This is a genomic window from Maricaulis sp. (assembly GCF_048270265.1).
In the GTDB taxonomy this organism is placed as follows: Bacteria; Pseudomonadota; Alphaproteobacteria; order Caulobacterales; family Maricaulaceae; genus Maricaulis.
In genome coordinates, this window is record NZ_JBLWTD010000008.1 from 58,539 (window position 1) to 80,044 (window position 21,506).

Sequence of the window (21,506 nt, forward strand, 5' to 3'; positions counted from 1 at the left end):
CTAGAGCCGCGGCGTCGCAAGACCCAGCGAGGGCAGGCCAGCCAGGGCTTCGCGGCGATAGCGGAAGAGTTCGGCCGGACGGCCCCCGGTCATGGCTTCCATCTTGCCGGTGCCTTCAACAAAGCCGGTACGGTCGAGGGCGCGGCGGAAATTCTGCTTGTGCAGGCGATAGCCGACAATGCCTTCAACGACCTGTTGCAGCGCCGAGAGGGTGAAGAGATCCGGCATCAGCTCGAACACGATCGGGCGATATCGCACCTTGCCGCGCAGGCGGATAATGGCGGTCGCGAGGATGCGGCGATGGTCGGACGCCATGGCCTGGCCGAGCTTGGGGCCGGGTGGCGGGCGGTCGATCTGGCCATCCCGGGCGGCTTCATCGACCAGGCCGGCCTCGTAGAGCAGTTCGAAACGGTCCAGCGCGTGCTGTTCATTCCAGTTGGCACCATCGAGACCGAAAGCCTGTTTCACACGATCATGGCGCGAGGCGCGGCCACCGGGGGCTCCGGCCTCATCGGCCCAGGCTTTCAGGCGCGGCACAATGTCGGCATCGATCATGTCCGGCTTGCCGGCGCGCCAGTCTTCCCAGGGAAAGAAGCTGTACCAGCCGCGCCACTGGCCACCACCCTCGGGCGGCGGTGCCGCCACCGGGGTCAGGCCGAGATAGCCGATCGAGATGATGCGCGAATCCTCCAGTCCCGACATCGCCGCAACGGGCGCCTCGCGGCCGCGATCACCAAAGGTGTAGAGTTGTTCGACATAGCCGAGCTGGAAACGTGCCTGTTCGGCGACCCAGCGCCGCAGGCCGATCTCGAAGGTGCGGTGTTCGGACGGATTGAACGGCCCGAAGGGCAGGGCGACATCGCTGCCCGGATGCGGAACGATCAGCACTTGCGGCTGTTCGGTATCGGCGGCGAGGATCACCGCATTGAGGCCGACGACGATGGATTGTCCGGCCGTCGGCATCAGCGCGTCTCGAGCTGCGACAGCACGGCCTCGAACCGGTCGAGGAAGAGGATCTGGGCCTGTTTGACGGGCAGGGGTTTGATGGCGATCTCCAGGTCTTGCGGCGGACGGCCAAAGAATTTCACGGATTCCTCGTGCGAGAAACCGGCAATCTGGGTCGCCTCGAAATAGGCGCAGATCACGTCGCAGCGCTTGATCTTGCGCTTGACCTCTTTCGGCGTCTTTGGCGGCAGGCCAAAGCGCAGATGGATCGCCGCTTCCAGCCGGTCCTCGAAATCGCGATAATTGACGCCCAGCGCCGCCTTGAACGGGCTGATCATGTCGCCGATCACATATTCCGGACTGTCATGCAGCAGGGCGGCGAGGCGCCATTTGGCGTCGGTGCCGGGATAGAGATGGTCGAGAATGTCGAGCACGACGACGGAGTGCTCGGCGACGGAAAAGGCGTGGTCACCCATCGTCTGCCCATTCCAGCGCGCCACCCGGGCCAGGCCATGGGCAATATCCTCGATCTCGACATCGAAGGGCGAGGGCTCGAGCAGATCCAGACGGCGGCCGGAGATCATTCTCTGCCAGGCGCGCGGTGCGTCTTTCTTGCGTCTTGTCGGTGCGGGCATGGCGCGGGCCTCTTCTTTCGGCGGTTGGCGGAAATAGCAGACCGGCCAGGGCTTCGCCACTGCCCGCCGGCTTTCGTCCACAGTTGTCTGCGCCGCCATGCCGCAGCACGAGCTCTGTTGCGCATTGCTACCCGGCCCCATACAAATTGAACGGCTAACCAATTACTTCGGGAGAATTTGATGTCGCTTACACGTGTTGTCATGCGCCTTGGCCGCAATCCGGATGCCGGTTTCCCGGAGGGGGATGATCATCACGGCTATGTCGTCATCGCCCCGCTGGACAAGGACGGCAAGCTCGATGTCGAGCTCTGGCGCGCCAACAAGGAAAAATGCACCGTCGACCGCTTCTCGCCCGACGATAGCGAGAAGGCCGATGGCTGGCTCTCCCACCGGGGATCGCGCTGGTTCTTCCGCTATGACGAGGAAGAGGAAGGTCCGGACGAGCCCGTCTATCGCCTTGGCGAGCACATGATGCGGCTCGGCGATTATCTCACCATCCACGAAGCCGATGGCGATGATCTGACCTACAAGATTACTGAAACGACGCCGCTCTAGTCAGCGACGACAAACGCGATGCGGTCGGCCTCCGGGCTGACCGCAATGCGATTGACATCGGCCAGGCCGAGCGCGGCCAGGTCGGCGATCTCGGTCCAGGCCGGGGATAGCGATGCGGCAGCGAAATCGCCCGACACCGTTCCATAATACAGCGTGCCGCCGGCGGCCGAGAAGAAGCCGTCAAAGGCGAACATGCCCGTAAGCGGGCTGGTGATGCGCGCGAAATCCTGGGACTGGCCGGGCAGGTCGAAACCGTCGCGCAGTGCGCCGGTGGCGAAGTCGAGCCGGTGGACGGCGGCGCCGCCATCGGGACGTGCCAGCGTGACCCAGGCGCCATCCCCGCCGAGGTTTCGGGCCATGGACCGACCGGGATTGTCGGCGACAAATTGCGGCATTTCCGGCTCGGCCGAGCGATCAATCAGCTGCAGCGTATTGCTGGTTTCGCCCAGAGCGAAGGTCACGACATGGCGCATATCGCCGCTGAACAGGTAATAGCCGACCGGCGCCAGTTCCTCGGCCGCATAACGGTCTGAATTGTCCGCATGGGCGAGATAGGCATTGCCGGCATAACCGCCCGGAGGCTGGTAGATATAGGCCAGTTCCGCCTCGCCCGGCGGCACGCGCGGCGAATATTCGCTCTCATCGGGCGTACGGGTGACGGGCCGGGTTTCGCCACTGGCCAGGTCGAGCCGCCAGATATCGGTCTCGCCGCTGTCGTCGCCGGCGGTATAGAGCAGGCCGCTGCCATCGGGCGTGAAGGATGGCTGGTTGTCATAGCCGGGCCGGACCACCCCGCCCATTGGCGCGCCGATCACGGGCTGGCCATTCACCCAGTCGAGCGCGAAGATGCGAATATCCGTGCCGGGCAGGCCGGTCTCTTCTGCGTTGGCGTCATCCGTATCCACTGCCGGTTCGGCGGCTGGAATGATCGCCGCTTCCGTGTCGGCCGGTGTCTGTGTTTCAGGCGGCGAGCAGGCCATCAGCCCGGCTGCGGCAGCAAGGGCGAGATAGCGTTGCATCAGCGTTTCCTGACCGCGGCCGCGCCGACGCCATAGCCGGCGCCATAGGCACACATGATGCCGTTCTCGCCGGCCTTCATGTCCTCGGAATTCATCTCGAAATTCATCACCACGCTGGAGGAGGAGGTATTGCCGTATTCCTCGAGGATGGAGGGGGCGTTCTCCGGCGTGCGGTCACGCCCGAGAATGCGTTTGGCGATCATGTCGACCATGCGGATATTGGCCTGGTGCAGCCAGGCACGGCGGACCTCTTCCGGTTCCAGACCGATCCGGGTCATCAGGTCGCGCGCGACGACCGGCGCGAGGGACACAACATCCTTGAACACCCGGTGTCCGTCCTGATCCAGGCCCGGCGTGTAGTCGGGGTCGACCGTGCGTTCGGCGATATTGATGAAGCCATAGTCCGAGCGCAGATGATTGGAGAACTTGTTCTGGGTATGGGTGCCCAGCACTTCCCAGCCGCCCGGCGTGCCGTCATCAGCCTCGACCAGCATGGCGCTCGCGGCATCGCCGAAGATGAAGTGCACATCGCGGCGCGAATGCACATTGATGCAGGTCATGATTTCCGGTGAGCAGACCAGGATGCGCCGGGCCTGGCCGGAGCGAATCATCGCATTGGCGATATTCAGCCCGTACAGGGCTGAGGCGCAGGCCATGGTCAGATCGAAGGACCAGCCGGTGGCGCCGATCAGGTTCTGGATCTCGCAGGACAGGCCGGGGAAATTGCGTTGCTGAGCCGAGGACGCAACGATGACGCCATCGATTTCCGATCCGTCACGCCCGGCCTTGTCCAGCGCCGGCCTGACGGCCTTCATGGCAAATTCGGCCTGGGCAGAAATGTCCTCGAACCGCCGGGGCGGAATGCGGGGTGTCATATAGTCGATGTCCAGGATGCCGGATTTTTCATACACATGCCGGCGTTCAATCCCGGAGGCATTGGTGATGAATTCGCTGCTGGAGAAGGGAACCTCCTCAACCTCGCCGGCGGCGATTGCCGCAGCGTGCTCGGCATTGAAGCGCCGGGCATAGGCATTGTAGCTGTCCACCAGTTCGGCGTTGGTGATGACATTGGACGGTGCCCAATATCCGGTTGAGCGAATAATGCTGGTGTGCACGGCTTCGGCCCCATCCCTGCTATCTCTTGCGTTCACCGTAATACATGGACGCGCCTAATCAATGCGGCCTTGCACAATGGTGAGAGTTTGCGTCGCCGCCACGGGATCGAGCAGGTGTGCACCAAAATGCGGCGTTGAAGGTGCATTTGCAGCAAAATTCCTGCTTGAGATCGACAGTTCCGTCACGCCTTCCCTAGCTTTGATGCGTTGCAGCATCCGGGAGAGCCATGATGGAAGACGCAGTGACCGACTCAGGCAATATCGCGTGGATCCTGACAGCGACGGCCCTCGTCCTGATGATGACGATCCCGGGCCTCGCCCTGTTCTATGGCGGCATGGTACGGCGCAAGAACGTCCTCTCGACCATGATGCAGAGCCTCGGTGCGACGGCAGCCGTGACGGTGCTCTGGGCGCTGATCGCCTACAGCCTGGCCTTCTCCGACGGCGGCGGCCTCAACACATTTGTCGGCGGGCTCGACCGGATCGGTCTGATCGGCATCACGCCGGAAACGATGTCGGGCGATCTGCCGGAAAACCTGTTTTTCATCTTCCAGCTCACCTTCGCGATCATCACCGTGGCGATCATCGCCGGTGCGGCCGTTGAGCGTATCCGTTTCTCCGCCTTCATGATCTTTGCCTCCGCCTGGTTGATCCTCGTCTATGCACCGATCTGTCACTGGGTCTGGGGCGGTGGCTTCCTGTCGGATGCCGGCGTACTCGATTTCGCTGGCGGCGCGGTGGTGCACATCAATGCCGGTGTCGCAGGCCTGGTGCTGGCGAAATTCCTCGGCCCGCGGCGCGGCTATCCGGGTTCGCAGATGATGCCCGACAATCTGGTGCTGACCGTGATCGGTGCCGGCCTGCTCTGGGTTGGCTGGTTCGGTTTCAATGGCGGCTCGGCGCTGGCGGCCGATGGCGCGGCAGCCCATGCTTTCGTCACCACCCAGCTGGCGGCAGCTTCGGCCCTGCTGACCTGGATCATCATCGAATGGCTGCGCCGCGGCAAGGCGAGCGTGCTCGGTGCCGCCTCCGGCGCGATTGCCGGTCTCGTTGCGATCACGCCGGCCGCCGGTTTCGTGCCGGCCTGGGCTGCCTTCATCATCGGCGCGGCCGGTGCGGCAGGGGCCTATTGGGGTGTCACCGGGCTGAAACGCTGGGGCAAGTGGGATGACACGCTCGACGCTTTCGGCCTGCATGGTGTCGGTGGTCTGGTCGGTGCGGTCCTGACGGGCGTCTTCGCTTCGGAAGCGATCGGCGGAGCGCCCGGCGCCATCGAGGGCAATCTGATGCAGGTCTTTACCCAGAGCTGGGGCGCGCTCGCGGCGGCCCTGTATTGCGGCGCGGTGACCTGGGTCATCCTGTTCATTCTGTCGAAATTCATGACACTGCGCGTCAGCGAAGAGGACGAAGTCACCGGCCTCGACACGACGCTGCACGGCGAATCCGTCGCCTCGTAATAAAACGCCCTCCGGCTACGGGCCGGAGGGCGTAACATTCTGTCTGGCCGGTTGGCGCGCTGTGTTCGTGGCGTTTCCCGACCGGCCGGGCAGGGCCTCGCCTCTGCCGCCTACAGGCGTTCGATGAACACCGTGCCGGCCGAATAGCCAGCCCCGAAAGAGCAGATCAGCCCTTTCTCGCCCGCTTCAAACCCGTCATGATTCCGGTGGAAGGCGACCAGCGAGCCGGCACCGGCGGTATTGGCGAATTCGTCGAGGATGACCGGGGCTTCGCCCTCTGCGGCATCACGGCCGAGCACCTTGCGCGCCACCATCAGGTTCATGTTGATATTGGCCTGGTGCAGCCAGAGGCGTTTCAGGTCGGTGGGTGCCAGATCGATCGCGGCGAGATCCTCGAGGATCATGTCGGCGACCATCGGGCAGACCTCCTTGTAGACCTTGCGGCCTTCCTGCACGAAATAGCGGTCCTCAAACTCCGGTTCCGGCACTTCGCAGGCATTGAGGAAGCCGAAATTCGAACGGATATTGTTCGAGAATTTCGTCATCATCCGGGTGCCGAGAATGCGCCAGCCATCGCCATTGGCAACGTCCTCGGCCTCGATCAGCATCGCCACGGCGACATCGCCGAAGATGAAATGACTGTCGCGGTCGCGGAAATTGAGCTGTGCCGTCGTCAGTTCCGGACACACGACCAGGACCGATTTGGCCATCCCCGATTTGATCATGTTGACGGCATTGATGATGGCGAATGTGCCCGATGAACAGGCGACCGTCATGTCGAAGCCGAAGCCCTCGATCCCGAGTGCGTCCTGGATCTCGATGGCGATGCACGGATAGGTGCGCTGCATCGAGGTGCCCGAACAGATCACCGCGTCGACATCGGCGGCATCGCGGCCGGCATTTTCCAGCGCCTGGCGGGCGGCGGCGACGCCGCACTCGGCCATCAGCGAGATTTCTTCATTCGGTCGCGGCCGGACGGCGGGGCGCATGCGGTCAACGTCGAGCACGCCCTTCTTGTCGATCGTATAGCGCGACTTGATGCCGGAGGCTTTTTCGATGAAGCCGGATGAGGAGGGGTTCTTGGCCTCGACCGCGCCGCGCTTGATCGCGTCGGCATGTTCGGCGTTATAGAGCTCGACATGCTTGTTATAGCACTCGACCAGCTCCTCATTCGATACTGATTCCTCAGGGACCCACAGGCCAGTGGACCGGATAACCGCGTTCATTTGAGCAACTCCAGACGGGGCCAGACATGGCCGGACTCGGATCTTACAAGCGCGGCAACCTAGTCGCCTGTGGCCGCGGCGTCACCTGTGGATGACGGTTGGCCGCCTGCGGTGGCGGCCGGGACGCTGCCCGGAATGCCGCCGCCGCTCCAGTGTCCGGCTTGCCTGCGGGGTGGCATCACGGCTATCTGGACTGCAATAATGGTTGGTCCAAGGGTGCCCATGACTGAAACGGCGGCAGAATTCATGCGCGAGGGTCAGGCCTTGCTGGCGGGCGGATCGCAGACAGAGGCCTGTCTCGCCTTCTGCCGGGCGCTCGATCGCGAGCCGCGGCTGGTGGCGGCGCATTACAATCTCGGCGCGGTGCTTCTGATGTCAGGCCGCGCCCGGGAAGGTCTACCCTGTCTGATGACCGCCGCGATGCTGCAGCCCGGCGTCGCCCAGCTGATCATCGCGCTCGCCCGTGCGCTGGTCGAGACCGGTGAAGCCGGGCGTGCGGCCAGCCTTCTCGCCAAGGCGTGCCGGGAGCAGCCCGGTGATGCCGCATTGCGCGAAGCGTCCGCGCAATGCCCGCCGCCCGTCACGATGGATGGACGCCTGGACGGTTTTGCAACCCGCATCGCCGCAGCCGAGGGCAATGCCATGTACGCCGAGGCCATGGCGGCCCATGAAGCCGGCAGGGTCGGGGAAGCCTATTCGCGGGCGTCGGAGCTGGTCTGGATTGCACCGCAATCGGTCGCGGTCTGGAGCCTGCTCGCCGAAACGGCCTTGCGCGCGGGCCACGGCGACCATGCCGAGATGTGCGCGCGCCGGGCGCTGGCGATCACACCGAAGAATGCGCAATGCTGGGCGGTGCTGGCCCGGATGGTCGGCGAGGCCGAGGGGCGCTCTGATGATGCCGGTCCCATCTGGCAGGCGGCGCTCAATCTGGACCCCGTCAATCTCGAGCTGTTTGCGCAAGCCGCCAGCTGGCATGACCGCCATCTTGACCCCGAGGCGATGCTGGCCCTGATCGAGACCGCGCGGCGTGCCGGTGCCGACTTCACCCGCCCCGATCTGCTCGATGTGCAGGCCCGGGCCCAGCTGCGCGCCGGGAAACTCGAGGCGGCGCACGCGAGTATCAAACAGTCCCTCGCCGGACCGGGGGAGCCCGACCAGCTGCGCAGCCGCCACTTCACCCGGGGCGCCATCGCCGACAAGCTCGGCCAGTATCGCGAGGCTCATGCCGCGTTTCTGGACGGCAATGCCTTGCTGGAGGCCGTCTGGGAGCAAGACGGTCCGTGTGATCACACCATGGTCACGCGCCGGATCGAGAGCCTGCATCGCCGGCTCGACGCCGAGATTGCGTCGGGCCAGAGCGCCGTCGCTGACAGCGGGGAGGGGCCGGACAATATCGCTTTCCTGGTCGGATTTCCGCGTTCGGGCACGACACTTCTCGACACGATCTTGCGCTCGCATTCCCGTGTCAGTGTAGTCGAGGAGAAGCGTGTGCTTGGCGATGCCCTGCGCAGCGTCGTCAGCGGGATGAGCGGTGACGAATCCAATTTCACCGAGGACTGGCTCGACCGGCTGGAGCTCAGCGATACCGGGGTTTTGCGGGCCAGCTATCTTGAGCAGATGGCCCGCCACGCCGGCGAGCCGCTCGCCAGCGACCGGGTCTATATCGACAAGCTGCCGCTCAACATGAACTGGGCGCCATTGATCCATCGGCTTTTCCCGCGCGCGGTCTTTATCCTCGCCGGGCGGCACCCGCTCGATGTTGCCGTCAGCAATCTGGCCCAGGACTTCAAGCCCAACAATGCCATGCTCAACATGACCAGCCTGGCGCGGATCGACCGGTTGTATGATCTCAGTTTTTCACTGTGGGAGGCCTTCGAGGCCTGGCGCGAGCCGGTTGTCGAACGCATCGCCTATGAGGGCCTGATCCAGGATCTGGAAGCCAGTGTGACGCCCCTGATGCAGCGCCTCGGCCTGGAGTTCGAACCGGCGCAGGCGCGCTATTTCGAGACGGCCCGCCAGCGCGGCCGCATCAATACGCCCAGCGCCAACCAGGTTACCCAGACTCTGTATGCGACTTCGCGGGAGCGCTGGCGTCACTATGACTTCGCCTTTGAGGGCGAGGACAGCGGGCACTTGCGGGCGTGGGCGAAACGCATGGGCTATGCTATCGCCTGAGCATGCCGCGCCTCAGGGCCGGGCTTTGAGCCAGTGAGCTGGCGCTGCGAGGAGTATTGCAATGCCGGATCAATCCACCCCGACCGAAATGGGCTACAAGGCCCAGCTTCTGGCCCTGCAGGTCCAGCTGGTGATGTTGCAGCGTCATCTCATCGCCAGCGACCAGCGTCTGCTGGTGCTGATCGAGGGGCGTGATGCGGCTGGCAAGGACGGGCTGATCAAGCGCATCACCCGCCATATGAGCCCGCGCGAAACCCGCGTCGTGGCGCTCGGCAAGCCGTCGGACCGTGACCGTTCGAGCTGGTATTTCCAGCGCTATGTCCCCTATCTGCCGGCTGATGGTGAGATCGCCCTGTTCAACCGCTCCTGGTACAACCGGGCCGGCGTGGAACGGGTGATGGGCTTTTGCACCGAGGCGCAGCACGAGGCCTTCTACAAGGATGTGCTGACTTTCGAACGCCTGCTGGTTTCCTCGGGCACGACTGTGCTCAAATACTATCTCGACATCTCCTACGACGAGCAGGCCGAACGTCTCGCCGAGCGGAAGACCAGCCCGCTCACTTCCTGGAAGATCAGCCCGATCGATGCCGTCGCGCTGGACAAGTTCGATGATTATTCCCGCGCCCGTGATCGCATGCTGGCCGAGACCGGCTCGCAGGACCTGCCCTGGCGCGTCGTGTCGGCCGACAGCAAGAAAAAGACACGCCTGGCGGTGATCGCCGACATCCTGCGCTCGGTCGAATGCCCGCACCTCGTGGCGCCGGAGCCGGGCGAGGTCGCGCCGGTCCTGCATTGCGGTGCCGACGGGCCGGCAACGGGCTGATCCGCACGGGCGTGCCGCCGCGAGTGGTGTTCAGAAATGTTTCCGGAAGAACCGCTTTACGCCGGGTGGCACCAGCGCGACGAATATCCTGAGAAGCAATAGCCCGGCGAAACCGACCAGCAGGCTGACAATACCGCGCAGGCCGACCAGCGTCAGATGGCGGTCCGGCTGATTGAGTTCGAATTGGCTCACCTGTGCCGCGACCTCGCCAAGGTCGACCAGGCAATCTTTTGCAACCTCGCATGAGGTGAAATCGCCAAGGCCGGCAAATGTGGTCGCGGAGATGGTGGCGACGACGGCAAACGCGCCGAGCAGGACGGCTCCATTGGTCAGGCGTTCCGTATTGCTGGCGAGATTCAGATCGTGCAGACGGTCGAAGCGGGACCTTACGCCATCGGCACGCCGGGCGATCTGGTGCAGATGGTCCCACTGCGGCATCAGGCGACGCCGGACGAACTCATCATAGGGCTCCCACCCTTCAATCCGGTCGATGCTGATATCGTCGAGCAGGCGTTTGAAGTCCCGGGCATAATAGGCTGAGCGCGACAGGCGGTAGTCGAGCCCGTCCTCGACGCCGCCGGTGACGTCGAACAGTGCCCGGCTGATCGCCCGGATCTCCTTGTTGTCGACGTCCTTGCGCTTCAGGATAGTGCTGTAGAGCCTGCCAATACTGGCATCGACCTCGCGTAGCTGGTAGCTGGCATTCCACAGCTGATCGAGACTTTTCAGACTGATCATCCGCAGCGTGCCGAGCGAATGGATGCGCAGGACCAGGCGGTCCAGCCGCCGTTCCAGCGCCGTGCGGGCTTCCAGGCTGTGTTCGGCGCAGTAGAAGATGGCGAAACGGCCTGCTGTCCGGTTCGGGTCGGCCGGGAGGCTGCCCTTTCTGGGCGGCTCGACAGGAAGCCCGGCCCCGAAAGAGGAGGCAAAAAGGGCGCGTCCATGCAGCACGAGATTGGCGACAGTCCGGCGCCTGTAGGCGGGAACAATGTCGCTGGGCGGTTTGGCACCGGGCCAGTGCATGGCATGCCTGAGCGCGGTGTTGCGTTCGAGTGCCCGGCCGGCGCTGACCCTGTTCCAGCGCCGTGGGCGGCTCGGCGGGTCGAGCTCTTCGCCCTTCTTCTCCGGAAGCGGCATATGCACGGTCGGGCGGTCGTCGGCCAGATCGGTTTCAATGAAACGTTCTCCAAAGGCATTGGTGCCCCATTCCGCCAGATGCGCGTCCATCTCGCCCTGCCCGCCGGCCCCGGCCAGCCAGATCCGCGGCAGCACGATGCCGCGATAATTGGCAAAGACCTGTCCCGGCGCCTGGAACGGGTGGGGCTTGCCATCGCTGTCCGGCACCTTGGCCCAGGCATCGGTAAACAGACGGTCCCAGGCCTCGCCGGCGCGCTGCATATAGTCCGCCGCGCTTTCTTCCGGCTGGCGCCGGATGGCTTCGAAAACCTCGTCAACCAGCTGGTCGAGCTGCGGGTTGGTGCGCAGGAATGCTTCGTTGGTGAAGGGGTCATACCGCCCCGGCTCGGCACCCGGTGAGGTCCTGTGTTCCTCGAGCGGTGCCCGTTGTGGCGCACTGACCGGCTGGTAGAAGGTGAAGCTGACATATTCCGTGTGGTATTCGCAGCGCAGGACCAGCGCGCGCTCGGCGCCGAGTTCGTAGAATGTGAAGGTGTCGCGCTGCACAAAGGGAACTCTGGCATCGGAACCGTTTGTTCCGCCGGCGAGCACGAGACGGTCCCCGGCGGGCGCGCCAAGCCGGTCGAGAAACGCGTTGATCTCCTCGAGCCAGCCCTGCTTCTCGGTGACGAAATCACTTTGAGCGGCTTTCCGTTTTCGTGACCCCCCGGCCGTTGCCTTGGGCCAGCATGCGAAATGCCAGGTCAGATAGGGCGGCCGGACCTGGTCCGGATGACGCCTTTGTGCCTCAGCATTCAGCCGCCCGAAATCGCGTGGATACTCGAACTTCAGCCGTGGTGAACCCTTCGTGTGATCGGTCATCCCCCCTCACTTCGCAACCAGACGTCGTTGAGGACGCTACCCGTACAACCCAATTGCGTCAAATCGGGCTTAGGCCGACCTGCGCGTGCATAGGCGGCTGGGCCTGCGGGTTCCACGTGGTCCGGACCGTCGGCGGGGCATTGTGTTTGATTACAATTCGAGGCTCAGCTAAATATCAAATCATGAACAATGCCTTCAAAGCCCTGTCTGACCCGACTCGCCGGCGGGTGCTGGAATTGCTCAAGCAGGGTCCGCTCAGCGCGGGTGAGCTTGCGGACCAGTTCGTGGTGTCAAAGTCGACGATGTCCGCGCATTTCGCGATCCTGCGCGAAGCGGGACTGGTGGCGTCGGAAAAACGGGGCAAGTCGGTCGTCTATCACCTGCAATTGTCGGTGCTGGAGGATGCGCTGCTCGGCTTTGCGCGGCTGTTCGGATGGGAAATGGGCGTGCGAGCCGAAGCGGCTGATGTGCCGGATGACAAGAAGGAAATTGAGGCAGGACCAGGGAGGGTGAGAGAGCCCGGTTCGGGATCAGTGCCGGGCTGACCGGCGTGCTGGTCGCCGTCGTGCTCGGGGTCGCCCTGGCCGGCGCATCCGACCTGATCGAACGGACCATCGCCAGACGCGGGGTCGGCGCTGCACTGGCGCTATTGCTCTTGGTGCTTGGCGATCAGTTTCCCAAACTGGTCATGCCGGTCGCAGGACGACGGGAGAACCCGGCCCCGGTTCTCGCCGCTGAGCGTTTTGCCGCGACCATCCTGGTGTGTGCCGGGCTCGCGGCCCTGCCGGTATGGGTCTGGTGGCCGGCTGCCCAGGTCATGCAGGTCACCGGCGTCATCATTCTGGCCGGCTTCGCCCTCGCAGCGGCGAACTGGGCGAGGGTCCTGCTGACCGGCGCGGCAGCAGCGGAGGCGGTCTGCGCCGGGCTGATGAGCTCTCCGGCACGGCTCAGCCTGCTGATGCTGATGCATGCCCTGTTGTGGGTTGCGGTGATCTTTCTGGCGGACTCGATCTGGGGCGATGTCGTTTCGCGCTGGCTGCTCGTGCCCTTCACCTTGCTCAATGGCTGGCTGGCAATGCTCTTCGCCCGTCGCCGCAAGCAGACAGCCTGAGGGTCTGTGATCTGGCGACCGGCCCTGTCTTGGGGGCAAACCCGGTCTGCCAGATCACGCCCCCCTCCCCCCAGGGGGGAAGCCGGCGCTGCGCCTATTGCCGGCCGAGTTCCGAGATCGACAGGGTTGCGCGCGCGTATTCGCCGCTCTGATAGGAGCCGACCCAGACGCTGTAGGTGCCGGACATCGGATTGCCGATGGTGACGATCGGGTTGAGGCCATTGCCGCTGTCGTCATCGCAATAGATGCTGCCATTGGGCGCCTGGATGAGCAGCGTCGTGTCGGATGATGACGTGGCCGAGAAGCTCAGATTGAACGAACCGGCGACGTAGTGGACCTGGTAGTCCATGGAGTTGGCCATCCAGCCCCGGCAACCATTCGAGAGTGCGGAGGCGTTGACCGTGCCACCCGAGGTGATCGCGACCCGGAAGGGATCGGGCGTGAAGCCGGCTTGCAGATTGACGCTGCCGAAGGTCTGGGCCTGTCCGGCCGAGGCGAGGCTGGCCGCCATGATGACAGCGGTGAAGACGGTTTTCATGAGATATCCTTTCTGGATCCATGCGTTGGAAGAGGTGGGGGTGCCGGTCAGCCGGTCACGGTGTAGACAACGCCGCCGCCGGCCCGGACCTGCATGTCCTGGCGAGCCTCATGCCCGGCCAGTCCGGCCAGCACGGCCCAGCATCCGGCGGACACACGGAAGGTGTAGCTCTGCCCCGGCCCGACGCGGACGCCGGACGGCAGGCGGTTGAGGCCGTAGGACGACGCGCTGCATGGTGCGAGCAGGACCGAAGTCAGCGAGTAGCCCGAACGGTTCACGACCTGGATAACGCCGGTCGGATCACCGGGGCGCACGAGCGGTCCGCCGGTGACGAAATTGTCGACGAAGCTGGTGCAGCCGCTCAGGGCGAGGGTGGCGCTGAGCAGGAGGGCCGGAAGTGCGAGTCTCATCTTGGCGTCTTTCGCTGAGCCCGGCCCTGCGACCTCTCCGAGAGATCCTGCTTGGCTGGGGCGGTGATCCTGATATTTGTATTGATTAAATCTGCAGCCCCGAGGCCTCGCCATCCCCTGTTTCGGGGAGATCAATCAGGCCGGCCGCCGGCTTAGAACCACGCTGCGGCAGGCCGGTGACGGGGAGGGGGCGCGAGTGATGAAGGCAGGTGTCAGGGCGGACGATCACGGGCGGCTGGGCGGCACAGGTTTCGTTCGAACCACGCCGGGCACCCGGCTGGCCGCCATTATCCTGTTCGGCCTCGGGGCCACGGCGCTGACTATGGCCGTCGCGCAACGGGCAAGTATGGACCCGGGCCTGCCGCTCATCTTCTGGTGTGAAATCGGAGTCGGCCTGGGCGCCCTGACGATTTCCGGTTGGGTCTGGGCCCTGCGGCCGCGCGAGATGGCCACGCGGCTGTTTGCGCTCAGCGGCCTGGCAACGCTGGCCTTCACCTTCGCCGCCGCGACCTTCGCCGGCGGCGCCGTAGAACCGCGCAGCCTGGCGATCGCGATGATCTGGCTGAACGCCATCGGGGCCAGCGGTTTCGGCCTGACCATGATCTGGCTGTTTCTGGTCTATCCGGTCCGCCTGCCGCACTGGCCATGGATCACGGCCGCCTGTGCCGTGTCTGTCACGGCCTTCACCGTCCTGTCGCGCGGCGGTTATCTGCCAGCCTGGGCGACGATCCATCTGCTGACCGTGATCGAGATGGCGGCGATCGCACTGGCGATCATCGGGCAATTGTTGGCGACGAGGCGGGCGCCGCGCGACCGGGCGATCGCGGTCTGGTTCGGGCTTTCGGTCCTGTTCGGTGCCGGTGGCTTCATCACGCTGAATGCCCTGCCGCAGGTGTTGGGAATGCCGGTTGTGATCAAGGCCGGCTACGCCTTCATGTTCTTCCTGTTGATCTATATCGGCGTCGCCGCCGGCCTGCGGCAATACCGGCTGTTCGAGCTCGGCGAATGGGCCTTCCGCATCCTGTTCTATGTTGTCGGCTCGCTGGCCCTGGTCGCGCTGGATGTGGCGCTGGTCGGGCTGTTGTCGGTCGGCCCGGGCATGGCGTTGGGTCTGTCGCTGCTCGCTGTGGGCTTCCTCTACCTGCCGCTCAGGGATGCCCTGGCGCGGCGCTTCACCTCCCGCCCCGGTCTCAGCGAGCAGGAAATCTTCCGCGAGGTCGTCGCGCTGGCGTTCCAGCCGGTGCAGCAGGACCGGCCCGGCCAGTGGCAGCAATTGCTGACACGCCTGTTCGATCCGCTCGAGATCCGCACGGCCAGCGATGCCGGCGACCAGCCGGAAATCCGCGAGGACGGACTCGAACTTGTCGTGCCGTCGGTGTCCGGCATTCCCGCAACCAGCCTGCGCTACCCCTGGGCCGGGCGTTCCCTGTTCGGGGCGGCGCATGTGAGAACGGCGCAACACCTGTTGCAGCTGATGGCCCATGCCGATGCCAGCCGCGATGCCTATGATCGCGGCGTCGCAGAAGAGCGCGGCCGTATCGCCCGCGACATGCACGACAATATCGGCGCCCAATTGCTCGGCGCCCTGCACAGCCGCGACGATGAGCGCAAGAATTCCATGATCCGCGAAACCCTGACCGACCTGCGCGACATCATAAACAATGCCTCCCACGGGACGCCGACCCTGGATGAGACGCTGGCCGATCTGCGGGTCGAGACGGCGGAGCGTCTCGACTCCGTCGATATCGCGCTGGACTGGTCCAACAGTTCCGACGAAGCCGCGCCATTGCCGGCTGCGGCGGCGCACGCCCTGCGGTCTGTCGTCCGCGAGGCGGTCAGCAATGCGATCCGCCATTCCGGTGCCAGCCATATCCGTATCCGGATCGAGCGCCTGGCCGGTCGCCTGACCCTGGTGATCGAGGATGATGGTCACGGCTTCGACGCTGCGGCGGTGGTTGCCGGCAATGGTCTGGCCAATATGCGTGGCCGCATTTCCGGCCTGGGCGGGGAATTGTCGTTTTCATCGCTTGAGCCCGGCAGCCGGCTGGTGGCCGCCTTTCGGGCGGGCGACAATCAGGGGCTGGAGGCATGAACCGGATACTGATCGTCGAGGACGTCAACGAGACACGCAAATGGCTGTGCGACATTGTGCGCTCGGCCTTTCCGGCCAGCGAGATCCGCGAAGCCGCGACCATGCGGGCCGGGCTTGCTGCCGCCGATGAGGAGCCATTCGATCTCGCCCTGATCGATCTGGGTCTGCCTGATGGTTCCGGTCTGGAAGTGCTGCGCCGGTTGCACCTGACCTGCCCTGAAGCCGTCCCGATCGTGACGACGGTGATGGGTGATGATGCCTCCATCGTCGCCGCCCTGTCGGCGGGGGCGCAAGGCTATCTGCTCAAGGAAAGCCCGGTGGAACTCCTCACGCGCCACCTGCTGCAACTGGCCGAGGGCATACCGGCGATTTCGCCTTCGGTGGCCCGGCGCATCATGGAACATTTCCGCCGCACCGGCCCGGCCGCCAGCCCCGACGGCGAGCTGACGCTCCGCGAACGTGAAGTCCTCGCCCTGATCGGTCGCGGGCTGCGCAATAGCGAAGTCGCCGCCGATCTGGGCATGGCCGACAGCACGGTCGCCAGCCATATCAAGGCAATCTACCGCAAGCTGGGCATTTCCTCGCGCGCCGAGGCGTCCTGGCACGCAACGCGAATGGGCCTCACGCCCGAGCCATAGCCTGCACGGCGGCGTGTTGCGGGCACTCGACCTCATGGTCATTGACCATGCCCACCGCCTCCATGAAGGCATAGACGATCACCGGACCGACGAATTTGAAGCCGCGCTTCTTGAGGTCCTTTGACAGGGCCGTGCTCAGCTCGGTGTGGGTCGGAAGGCCGGTCTCGCGACTATAGCGGTTCTGGATCGGGGCGCCGCCGACATGGCCCCAGAGATAGTCGGAGAAGTCGATGCCGGCCTCGCGCATGTCGAGCCAGGCCCGGGCATTGGTGATGGCCGCCTCGACCTTGAGCTTCGAGCGGATAATGCCCGGATTGGCCAGCAGGCGCTCACGGTCGGCATCGGTATAGCGGGCGATGATCTCCGGGTCGAAGCCGTGGAAGGCTTCGCGCAGGGTCTCGCGCTTGCGCAATATGGTGATCCAGGCGAGGCCGGCCTGGAAACCGTCGAGCATCAGTTTTTCCCACAACGCCCGGCTATCATATTCCGGCACGCCCCATTCGGTGTCGTGATAGGCGGTGTAAAGCGGGTCATTGCCGCTGACCCAGGCGCAGCGCTCGCCGGTCATCACACTTTTTCCGCCGGCGCTTCGGGGCGCAGATTGTCCGGCAGGTCGATACGGGCCGGCTGGCCGCCGGCCTCCGCTGTCTCACTGGCGGCTTCCATCCGGTCGAGGCGGATCAGGGCGATGGCGTGATGGCCCTGCGAGGAGGTGATTTCGCCAAGGGTGGCGGTGCCCGCCGTGACAGGGGTGCCGCGCGACGGGGCTTCGCCGGAGAAATTCACACAGAGCGAGCGCTTGCGGATGGTGCCGCGGCGCTTCATCCGCGAGACAACCTCCTGGCCGATGAAACAGCCCTTCTTCCAGCCAATACCGCCATAGACATCGAGATTGACGTCGGTCGGGAATACTTCAGCCTCGCCGTAATCGCGGCCGAAGGCCGGAATGCCGTGCCGGACTTCAAGCGCATCAAGGGCAACCGCATCGCCGGCTTCCTCGCCGATGCCGCGATGAACCTTGTCGCCCAGGCGCGGATCCGGCGCCGATCCCTCAAACGGGTGCTCGCTCCACAGGGCTGCGAGATCGGTATTGATCACGATCTCGGCCTTGGCGCGCAGCTTGAACATCGACAGGCGTTTGGCCAGAGCGTCGGCGGCGCCGGCCGGCACGTCGAGCCAGACCGTGTCGCCATCGGCAAACAGCAGGAAATCGACCGCCAGCTTGCCCTGGGGTGTCAGCAGCCCACCGGGGCGGCACTGGCCGGGCTGCAGCGTCTCGACATCGGCGGTGATGACGCGCTGCAGGAAGGCGCGGGCCTCGGGGCCGGAGACGGAAAGAATGGTGCGGGCGGGGGCGGTGTGAATCGCGGGAGCGGGTGTGTTCATGGCTCTGGTATCGCATTGCCTTGATTGCTGGCCAAGTGGGATGAGGCGCGGTATTTGCGCGGGGATGCAACATATCCTTCTTATCACATCGACGCGGATCGGTGACGCCATCATCAATTCCGGCGTGCTGCGCTATCTCGTCGAAACCCGGCCCGAAGCCCGCTTCACCATCGCCTGTGGACCGCTGGCCGCCCCGCTGTTTGCTGCCGTGCCGCGGCTCGAACGCGTGATCGTGATGAGCAAGAAGAAAGCCGGGGCTCACTGGTTTGATCTGTGGCGCGCCACGGTCGGCACCCGCTGGGACCTGGTGGTCGACCTGCGCTGTTCGGCGACGGCCTGGGCGCTGATGGCCTCGGAACGCCGTATTTTGAGGCAATTCGACGCGCCGATCCACAAGGTTGCCGAGGCCGCCAGTGCGCTGGGGATCGACACGGTTCCCGATCCGAAAATCTATCTCTCCGACGAGGCGAAGGCGAAGGCCGCCGAACTTCTGCCCGATGGCGCACCGGTGCTGGCGATCTGTCCGTCCGCCTCCATGCCCTACAAGGTCTGGCCGGGAGAGCGCTTCGGCGAGCTGGTCAAACGCCTGACCGCACCGGGCGGTGCCATGGCAGGCGCCCGGATCGCGATCTTTGGCGGACCCGGCGACCAGGACGCGGCAGCGCCGATCCACGCCGCCTTGCCCGATGCCGGCATTCTCGATTTCACCGGCCAGCTGGGCCTGATGGATGTAGCCGCCTGTTTCCAGCGCGTGCGGCTGTTTGTCGGCAATGATAGCGGGTTGATGCATATGGCCGCGGCGATGCAGACGCCGACCCTGGGCCTGTTCGGGCCCTCCGATGAACGCCGTTACGGGCCTTATGGCGCACATTGTGCCATTGTGCGCGGGCAGGCCGGCTTCGAGGAAATCGATGCGGCCTTCGAAGATCGCCGCCTGCACCCGGAAAGCCTGCTGCTCGATCTCGAGGTCGAAGCGGCGTATGACGCAGCTGAAGCGCTTTTGAAAAGGACGTGACGGATATGGCCCGGACTTTCGATCTCATCCTGCGGGGCGGCGAGGTGGTCAATCATGACGGCCGCCGCATCGCCGATGTCGGCATTGTCGACGGCAAGACCAGCGAAATCGGTGATCTCTCCCGGGCCTCGGCCGGCGAGGTGATGGACTGCAAGGGTCTCACCGTCCTGCCGGGCGTGATCGACACCCAGGTGCATTTCCGCGAGCCAGGGCTGGAATGGAAAGAGGATCTGCTCACCGGATCGCTCTGCGCCGTGCTCGGCGGCGTCACTGCCGTGTTTGAAATGCCCAATACCAATCCCTCGACCACGACGCCGGACATGCTCGAAGACAAGCTGGCGCGGGCGAAGAACCGCATGCATTGCGACCACGCCTTCTATGCTGGCGCGACGTCTGAAAATGCGCCGGAGCTCACCCAGATGGAGCGCATGCCCGGCTGTTGCGGCGTCAAGGTCTTCATGGGTGCCTCGACCGGCTCGCTCCTGGTGGCCGATGATGAGGGCGTCGAACGCGTGCTCAACGCCATCACGCGCCGCGCCGCCTTCCATTCCGAGGATGAATACCGTCTGGAGGATCGCCGCGAGCTGGCTGTGCCCGGCGACTGGACCAGCCACCCGGTTGTCCGCGATGCCGAAGCGGCGCTGATGAGCACGAAACGTCTGGTGCGCCTGGCGCGCAAGACCGGCAAGCGTATCCACGTTCTCCATGTCTCGACCGCCGAGGAAATGGAATTTCTCGTCGATCACCGCGATTACGCCTCGGTCGAGGCGACGCCGCAGCATCTCACCCTTGAGGGGCCCGGCATTTACGAGCGCATCGGCGCGCGCGCCCAGATGAATCCGCCCTTGCGGGATGCGCATCATCGCGCCGGCCTGTGGCGCGGCCTGCAGCGCGGGATCGTCGATGTGATCGGTTCCGATCACGCGCCGCACACGCTGGAGGAAAAAGCCAAACCCTATCCGCAAAGCCCCTCGGGCATGCCCGGCGTGCAGACCCTGGTCCCGATCATGCTCGATCATGTCAATGCGGGCCGTCTGACGCTGGAGCGTTTCGTCGACCTGACCTCGGCCGGCGCACAGCGGATTTTCGGCATTGCCGGCAAGGGCCGTATGGCGGCCGGCTGGGATGCCGATTTCACCATTGTCGACATGAAGGCGAAGCGCGAGATCACCGATGCCTGGTCGGCCTCGAAATCGGGCTGGACCCCGTTTGACGGCCAGACCGTCACCGGCTGGCCGGTCGCGACCATCGTGCGCGGCCGGATCGTGATGCGTGATGATGAAGTGATTGCGGGCGGCACCGGCGAGGCCGTGCGCTTCCAGGAAGCCCTGGCGCGGAATTGAGACCAGTGACAAAGGAAAACGGGATGGACCGTCAGAGTTTCTATTTCTTCGATATCGACGAGAACATCCTGCATCTGCCGACGCGGATCCATCTGCTCAACACCATGACCGGCGAAGAGCGGGCCATGCGCCAGCATGAGTATGAGGACATCAAGGCCTATCTCGGCGTGCCCGGCCTGTGGGAGGACTGGGCTGATCCGCCGGCGCGCGCCTATCGCGAATTCTCTGATGGCCAGGACCGCAATGGCGAGGAATACCTGTTGCGCGATGTCCGCCGTGCCCTCGACAGTGCCCACTGGAAGGGCCCGTCCTGGGACATTTTCAAATACGCCGTGCTCAAGCGCCGCCCGATCGCCGTCATCACGGCGCGCCAGCATTCGCGCGAGATTATCCGCCAGGGCCTGCGCCTGCTGGTCGATGCCGGGCATATTCCCGAAGAGCCGGATTATCTGGGGATTTATCCGGTCTCAAACCCGGAGATCCGTGACGAGCTCGGCGCCCACATGACGACGGCCGGCCTGAAACGGACCGCGATCCGTCAATGCGTCGAGACCGGTCTGGACAAGTATGGCCGCGACCTGCCGCATTCCTTCGGCATGTCGGACGACGACCTCAAGAATATCGACCTGATCACCTCGGCCATGCTCGAGTGCAAGCTCGACTATCCCGACAAACGCTTCTTCGTCATCTCCACCAATCGCCGCCGCCATGTGAAGATGGAAATCTTGCCGCCGCACAAGGCTGCGGAGAAGCTGCGCGAGGCCGAGGACGATTATTACGGCTGAGGCTTCGCGGCCGACTCAGTCCTCGATATCCTCGGTTACTTCCTCGCGGGCCCGGGCCAGGCGGAGGGCGTAGTCGACTCCGGCCACGATGGGCAGGCCGCCCTCCAGCTTGTCGATCAGCGCTGTTGCGACCAGTTCCTCGGCATCATCGGCCAGCGCATTGCCATCGACGAGCCGGTTGAGCGCCTCGAACAGGACAACGGCTTCCGCCTCGCTCAACTCGACCTTCACCATCTTGCG

Annotated in this window: 23 protein-coding genes; 11 read left to right on the forward strand and 12 right to left on the reverse strand. The window is 64.6% G+C overall.

Translation table 11 applies throughout. The features are described 5' to 3' along the window. Positions 1-963 (reverse strand): NUDIX hydrolase, encoded by a 963-nt coding sequence (locus ACN0YF_RS06305; protein ID WP_417493744.1) that lies wholly within the window; start codon positions 961-963, stop codon positions 1-3. Next, complete coding sequence (locus ACN0YF_RS06310; protein WP_417482662.1) at positions 963-1,580, reverse strand: hydrolase; 618 nt, start codon at positions 1,578-1,580, stop codon at positions 963-965. Before ACN0YF_RS06310 ends, ACN0YF_RS06305 begins: the two co-directional genes overlap by 1 nt. A 180-nt stretch (positions 1,581-1,760) precedes the next feature. Between ACN0YF_RS06310 and ACN0YF_RS06315 the strand changes: the two genes are divergently transcribed. After that, positions 1,761-2,135: a hypothetical protein gene (locus ACN0YF_RS06315; protein ID WP_417482661.1), complete on the forward strand. Its 375-nt coding sequence runs from the start codon at positions 1,761-1,763 to the stop codon at positions 2,133-2,135. Here the strand turns inward: ACN0YF_RS06315 and ACN0YF_RS06320 are convergent. The 3 genes from ACN0YF_RS06320 to ACN0YF_RS06330 are packed head-to-tail and all read right to left on the reverse strand — an operon-like array spanning position 2,132 to position 4,485. Further along, positions 2,132-3,154, reverse strand: a complete 1,023-nt coding sequence (locus tag ACN0YF_RS06320; protein ID WP_417493745.1) for a TolB family protein — start codon at positions 3,152-3,154, stop codon at positions 2,132-2,134. The genes ACN0YF_RS06315 and ACN0YF_RS06320 overlap by 4 nt on opposite strands. Then, positions 3,154-4,269 (reverse strand): beta-ketoacyl-ACP synthase III, encoded by a 1,116-nt coding sequence (locus tag ACN0YF_RS06325; protein ID WP_417482659.1) that lies wholly within the window; start codon positions 4,267-4,269, stop codon positions 3,154-3,156. The genes ACN0YF_RS06320 and ACN0YF_RS06325 overlap by 1 nt, the downstream gene beginning before the upstream one ends. A gap of 54 nt (positions 4,270-4,323) precedes the next feature. Next, the gene (locus ACN0YF_RS06330) at positions 4,324-4,485 is read right to left on the reverse strand and encodes a hypothetical protein (RefSeq protein WP_417482658.1); all 162 of its coding nucleotides are present in this window, start codon (positions 4,483-4,485) and stop codon (positions 4,324-4,326) included. Between the two features lie 14 nt (positions 4,486-4,499). Here ACN0YF_RS06330 and ACN0YF_RS06335 point away from each other — a divergent pair, with 14 nt between their 5' ends. After that, positions 4,500-5,726 carry an ammonium transporter gene (locus tag ACN0YF_RS06335; RefSeq protein ID WP_417493798.1) on the forward strand — a complete coding sequence of 409 codons (1,227 nt, stop codon included), beginning with the start codon at positions 4,500-4,502 and terminating at the stop codon, positions 5,724-5,726. Positions 5,727-5,836: 110 nt separating this feature from the next. On the opposite strand, the gene ACN0YF_RS06340 is transcribed toward ACN0YF_RS06335, so the two are convergent. Then, positions 5,837-6,952, reverse strand: coding sequence for a beta-ketoacyl-ACP synthase III (locus ACN0YF_RS06340; RefSeq protein WP_417482656.1), 1,116 nt, complete (start codon positions 6,950-6,952; stop codon positions 5,837-5,839). 222 nt (positions 6,953-7,174) lie between these two features. Between ACN0YF_RS06340 and ACN0YF_RS06345 the strand changes: the two genes are divergently transcribed. Next, positions 7,175-9,127 carry a sulfotransferase gene (locus ACN0YF_RS06345; protein ID WP_417493746.1) on the forward strand — a complete coding sequence of 651 codons (1,953 nt, stop codon included), beginning with the start codon at positions 7,175-7,177 and terminating at the stop codon, positions 9,125-9,127. Positions 9,128-9,188: 61 nt separating this feature from the next. Next, positions 9,189-9,950 (forward strand): polyphosphate kinase 2, encoded by a 762-nt coding sequence (gene ppk2, locus ACN0YF_RS06350; protein ID WP_417482654.1) that lies wholly within the window; start codon positions 9,189-9,191, stop codon positions 9,948-9,950. Between the two features lie 30 nt (positions 9,951-9,980). Here ppk2 and ACN0YF_RS06355 read toward each other — a convergent pair whose 3' ends face one another. After that, positions 9,981-11,948, reverse strand: a complete 1,968-nt coding sequence (locus tag ACN0YF_RS06355; RefSeq protein WP_417493747.1) for a DUF3422 family protein — start codon at positions 11,946-11,948, stop codon at positions 9,981-9,983. 182 nt (positions 11,949-12,130) lie between these two features. On the opposite strand from ACN0YF_RS06355, the gene ACN0YF_RS06360 reads away from it, so the two are divergent. After that, positions 12,131-12,493: an autorepressor SdpR family transcription factor gene (locus ACN0YF_RS06360; protein WP_417482652.1), complete on the forward strand. Its 363-nt coding sequence runs from the start codon at positions 12,131-12,133 to the stop codon at positions 12,491-12,493. 5 nt (positions 12,494-12,498) lie between these two features. Then, positions 12,499-13,059: a hypothetical protein gene (locus ACN0YF_RS06365; RefSeq protein ID WP_417493748.1), complete on the forward strand. Its 561-nt coding sequence runs from the start codon at positions 12,499-12,501 to the stop codon at positions 13,057-13,059. A 94-nt stretch (positions 13,060-13,153) separates the two neighbouring features. Here the strand turns inward: ACN0YF_RS06365 and ACN0YF_RS06370 are convergent, their stop codons facing one another. Both ACN0YF_RS06370 and ACN0YF_RS06375 read right to left on the reverse strand, forming a co-directional pair. Continuing rightward, positions 13,154-13,597, reverse strand: a complete 444-nt coding sequence (locus tag ACN0YF_RS06370) for a peptidase S1 (protein ID WP_417493749.1) — start codon at positions 13,595-13,597, stop codon at positions 13,154-13,156. A gap of 47 nt (positions 13,598-13,644) precedes the next feature. Next, positions 13,645-14,007 carry a hypothetical protein gene (locus ACN0YF_RS06375; protein WP_417482649.1) on the reverse strand — a complete coding sequence of 121 codons (363 nt, stop codon included), beginning with the start codon at positions 14,005-14,007 and terminating at the stop codon, positions 13,645-13,647. A gap of 199 nt (positions 14,008-14,206) precedes the next feature. On the opposite strand from ACN0YF_RS06375, the gene ACN0YF_RS06380 reads away from it, so the two are divergent. Beyond that, entirely contained in the window at positions 14,207-16,099 is a 1,893-nt protein-coding gene (locus tag ACN0YF_RS06380) for a sensor histidine kinase (protein WP_417493750.1), read from the forward strand. Further along, complete coding sequence (locus ACN0YF_RS06385) at positions 16,096-16,737, forward strand: response regulator (protein ID WP_417482647.1); 642 nt, start codon at positions 16,096-16,098, stop codon at positions 16,735-16,737. Before ACN0YF_RS06380 ends, ACN0YF_RS06385 begins: the two co-directional genes overlap by 4 nt. On the opposite strand, the gene ACN0YF_RS06390 is transcribed toward ACN0YF_RS06385, so the two are convergent. Next, positions 16,721-17,305 carry a DNA-3-methyladenine glycosylase I gene (locus tag ACN0YF_RS06390; protein ID WP_417493751.1) on the reverse strand — a complete coding sequence of 195 codons (585 nt, stop codon included), beginning with the start codon at positions 17,303-17,305 and terminating at the stop codon, positions 16,721-16,723. The genes ACN0YF_RS06385 and ACN0YF_RS06390 overlap by 17 nt on opposite strands. Then, the gene (locus ACN0YF_RS06395; RefSeq protein ID WP_417493752.1) at positions 17,305-18,123 is read right to left on the reverse strand and encodes a YgfZ/GcvT domain-containing protein; all 819 of its coding nucleotides are present in this window, start codon (positions 18,121-18,123) and stop codon (positions 17,305-17,307) included. Before ACN0YF_RS06395 ends, ACN0YF_RS06390 begins: the two co-directional genes overlap by 1 nt. Positions 18,124-18,187: 64 nt before the next feature. Here ACN0YF_RS06395 and ACN0YF_RS06400 point away from each other — a divergent pair, with 64 nt between their 5' ends. From ACN0YF_RS06400 to ACN0YF_RS06410, 3 genes are read left to right on the forward strand one after another with little or no spacing between them, the layout of a single operon-like run. Then, entirely contained in the window at positions 18,188-19,138 is a 951-nt protein-coding gene (locus ACN0YF_RS06400; RefSeq protein ID WP_417493753.1) for a glycosyltransferase family 9 protein, read from the forward strand. Between the two features lie 5 nt (positions 19,139-19,143). Next, positions 19,144-20,481 carry a dihydroorotase gene (locus ACN0YF_RS06405; protein ID WP_417493799.1) on the forward strand — a complete coding sequence of 446 codons (1,338 nt, stop codon included), beginning with the start codon at positions 19,144-19,146 and terminating at the stop codon, positions 20,479-20,481. A 23-nt stretch (positions 20,482-20,504) separates the two neighbouring features. Then, the gene (locus ACN0YF_RS06410) at positions 20,505-21,266 is read left to right on the forward strand and encodes a hypothetical protein (protein ID WP_417482641.1); all 762 of its coding nucleotides are present in this window, start codon (positions 20,505-20,507) and stop codon (positions 21,264-21,266) included. A gap of 15 nt (positions 21,267-21,281) precedes the next feature. Here the strand turns inward: ACN0YF_RS06410 and ACN0YF_RS06415 are convergent, their stop codons facing one another. After that, on the reverse strand, positions 21,282-21,500 hold the full coding sequence (locus ACN0YF_RS06415; protein WP_417493754.1) for a hypothetical protein: 219 nt from the start codon (positions 21,498-21,500) through the stop codon (positions 21,282-21,284). Positions 21,501-21,506: the final 6 nt, after the last annotated feature.

Bases quoted from the DNA above. Each gene is read 5' to 3' on its own strand.
- ACN0YF_RS06305 (WP_417493744.1), bottom strand. From the start codon at position 963: ATGCCGACGGCCGGACAATCCATCGTCGTCGGCCTCAATGCGGTGATC.
- ACN0YF_RS06310 (WP_417482662.1), bottom strand. From the start codon at position 1,580: ATGCCCGCACCGACAAGACGCAAGAAAGACGCACCGCGCGCCTGGCAG.
- ACN0YF_RS06315 (WP_417482661.1), top strand. From the start codon at position 1,761: ATGTCGCTTACACGTGTTGTCATGCGCCTTGGCCGCAATCCGGATGCC.
- ACN0YF_RS06320 (WP_417493745.1), bottom strand. From the start codon at position 3,154: ATGCAACGCTATCTCGCCCTTGCTGCCGCAGCCGGGCTGATGGCCTGC.
- ACN0YF_RS06330 (WP_417482658.1), bottom strand. From the start codon at position 4,485: ATGCTGCAACGCATCAAAGCTAGGGAAGGCGTGACGGAACTGTCGATC.
- ACN0YF_RS06335 (WP_417493798.1), top strand. From the start codon at position 4,500: ATGGAAGACGCAGTGACCGACTCAGGCAATATCGCGTGGATCCTGACA.
- ACN0YF_RS06340 (WP_417482656.1), bottom strand. From the start codon at position 6,952: ATGAACGCGGTTATCCGGTCCACTGGCCTGTGGGTCCCTGAGGAATCA.
- ACN0YF_RS06345 (WP_417493746.1), top strand. From the start codon at position 7,175: ATGACTGAAACGGCGGCAGAATTCATGCGCGAGGGTCAGGCCTTGCTG.
- ppk2 (WP_417482654.1), top strand. From the start codon at position 9,189: ATGCCGGATCAATCCACCCCGACCGAAATGGGCTACAAGGCCCAGCTT.
- ACN0YF_RS06355 (WP_417493747.1), bottom strand. From the start codon at position 11,948: ATGACCGATCACACGAAGGGTTCACCACGGCTGAAGTTCGAGTATCCA.
- ACN0YF_RS06360 (WP_417482652.1), top strand. From the start codon at position 12,131: ATGAACAATGCCTTCAAAGCCCTGTCTGACCCGACTCGCCGGCGGGTG.
- ACN0YF_RS06370 (WP_417493749.1), bottom strand. From the start codon at position 13,597: ATGAAAACCGTCTTCACCGCTGTCATCATGGCGGCCAGCCTCGCCTCG.
- ACN0YF_RS06375 (WP_417482649.1), bottom strand. From the start codon at position 14,007: ATGAGACTCGCACTTCCGGCCCTCCTGCTCAGCGCCACCCTCGCCCTG.
- ACN0YF_RS06380 (WP_417493750.1), top strand. From the start codon at position 14,207: ATGAAGGCAGGTGTCAGGGCGGACGATCACGGGCGGCTGGGCGGCACA.
- ACN0YF_RS06385 (WP_417482647.1), top strand. From the start codon at position 16,096: ATGAACCGGATACTGATCGTCGAGGACGTCAACGAGACACGCAAATGG.
- ACN0YF_RS06390 (WP_417493751.1), bottom strand. From the start codon at position 17,305: ATGACCGGCGAGCGCTGCGCCTGGGTCAGCGGCAATGACCCGCTTTAC.
- ACN0YF_RS06395 (WP_417493752.1), bottom strand. From the start codon at position 18,123: ATGAACACACCCGCTCCCGCGATTCACACCGCCCCCGCCCGCACCATT.
- ACN0YF_RS06400 (WP_417493753.1), top strand. From the start codon at position 18,188: ATGCAACATATCCTTCTTATCACATCGACGCGGATCGGTGACGCCATC.
- ACN0YF_RS06405 (WP_417493799.1), top strand. From the start codon at position 19,144: ATGGCCCGGACTTTCGATCTCATCCTGCGGGGCGGCGAGGTGGTCAAT.
- ACN0YF_RS06410 (WP_417482641.1), top strand. From the start codon at position 20,505: ATGGACCGTCAGAGTTTCTATTTCTTCGATATCGACGAGAACATCCTG.
- ACN0YF_RS06415 (WP_417493754.1), bottom strand. From the start codon at position 21,500: ATGGTGAAGGTCGAGTTGAGCGAGGCGGAAGCCGTTGTCCTGTTCGAG.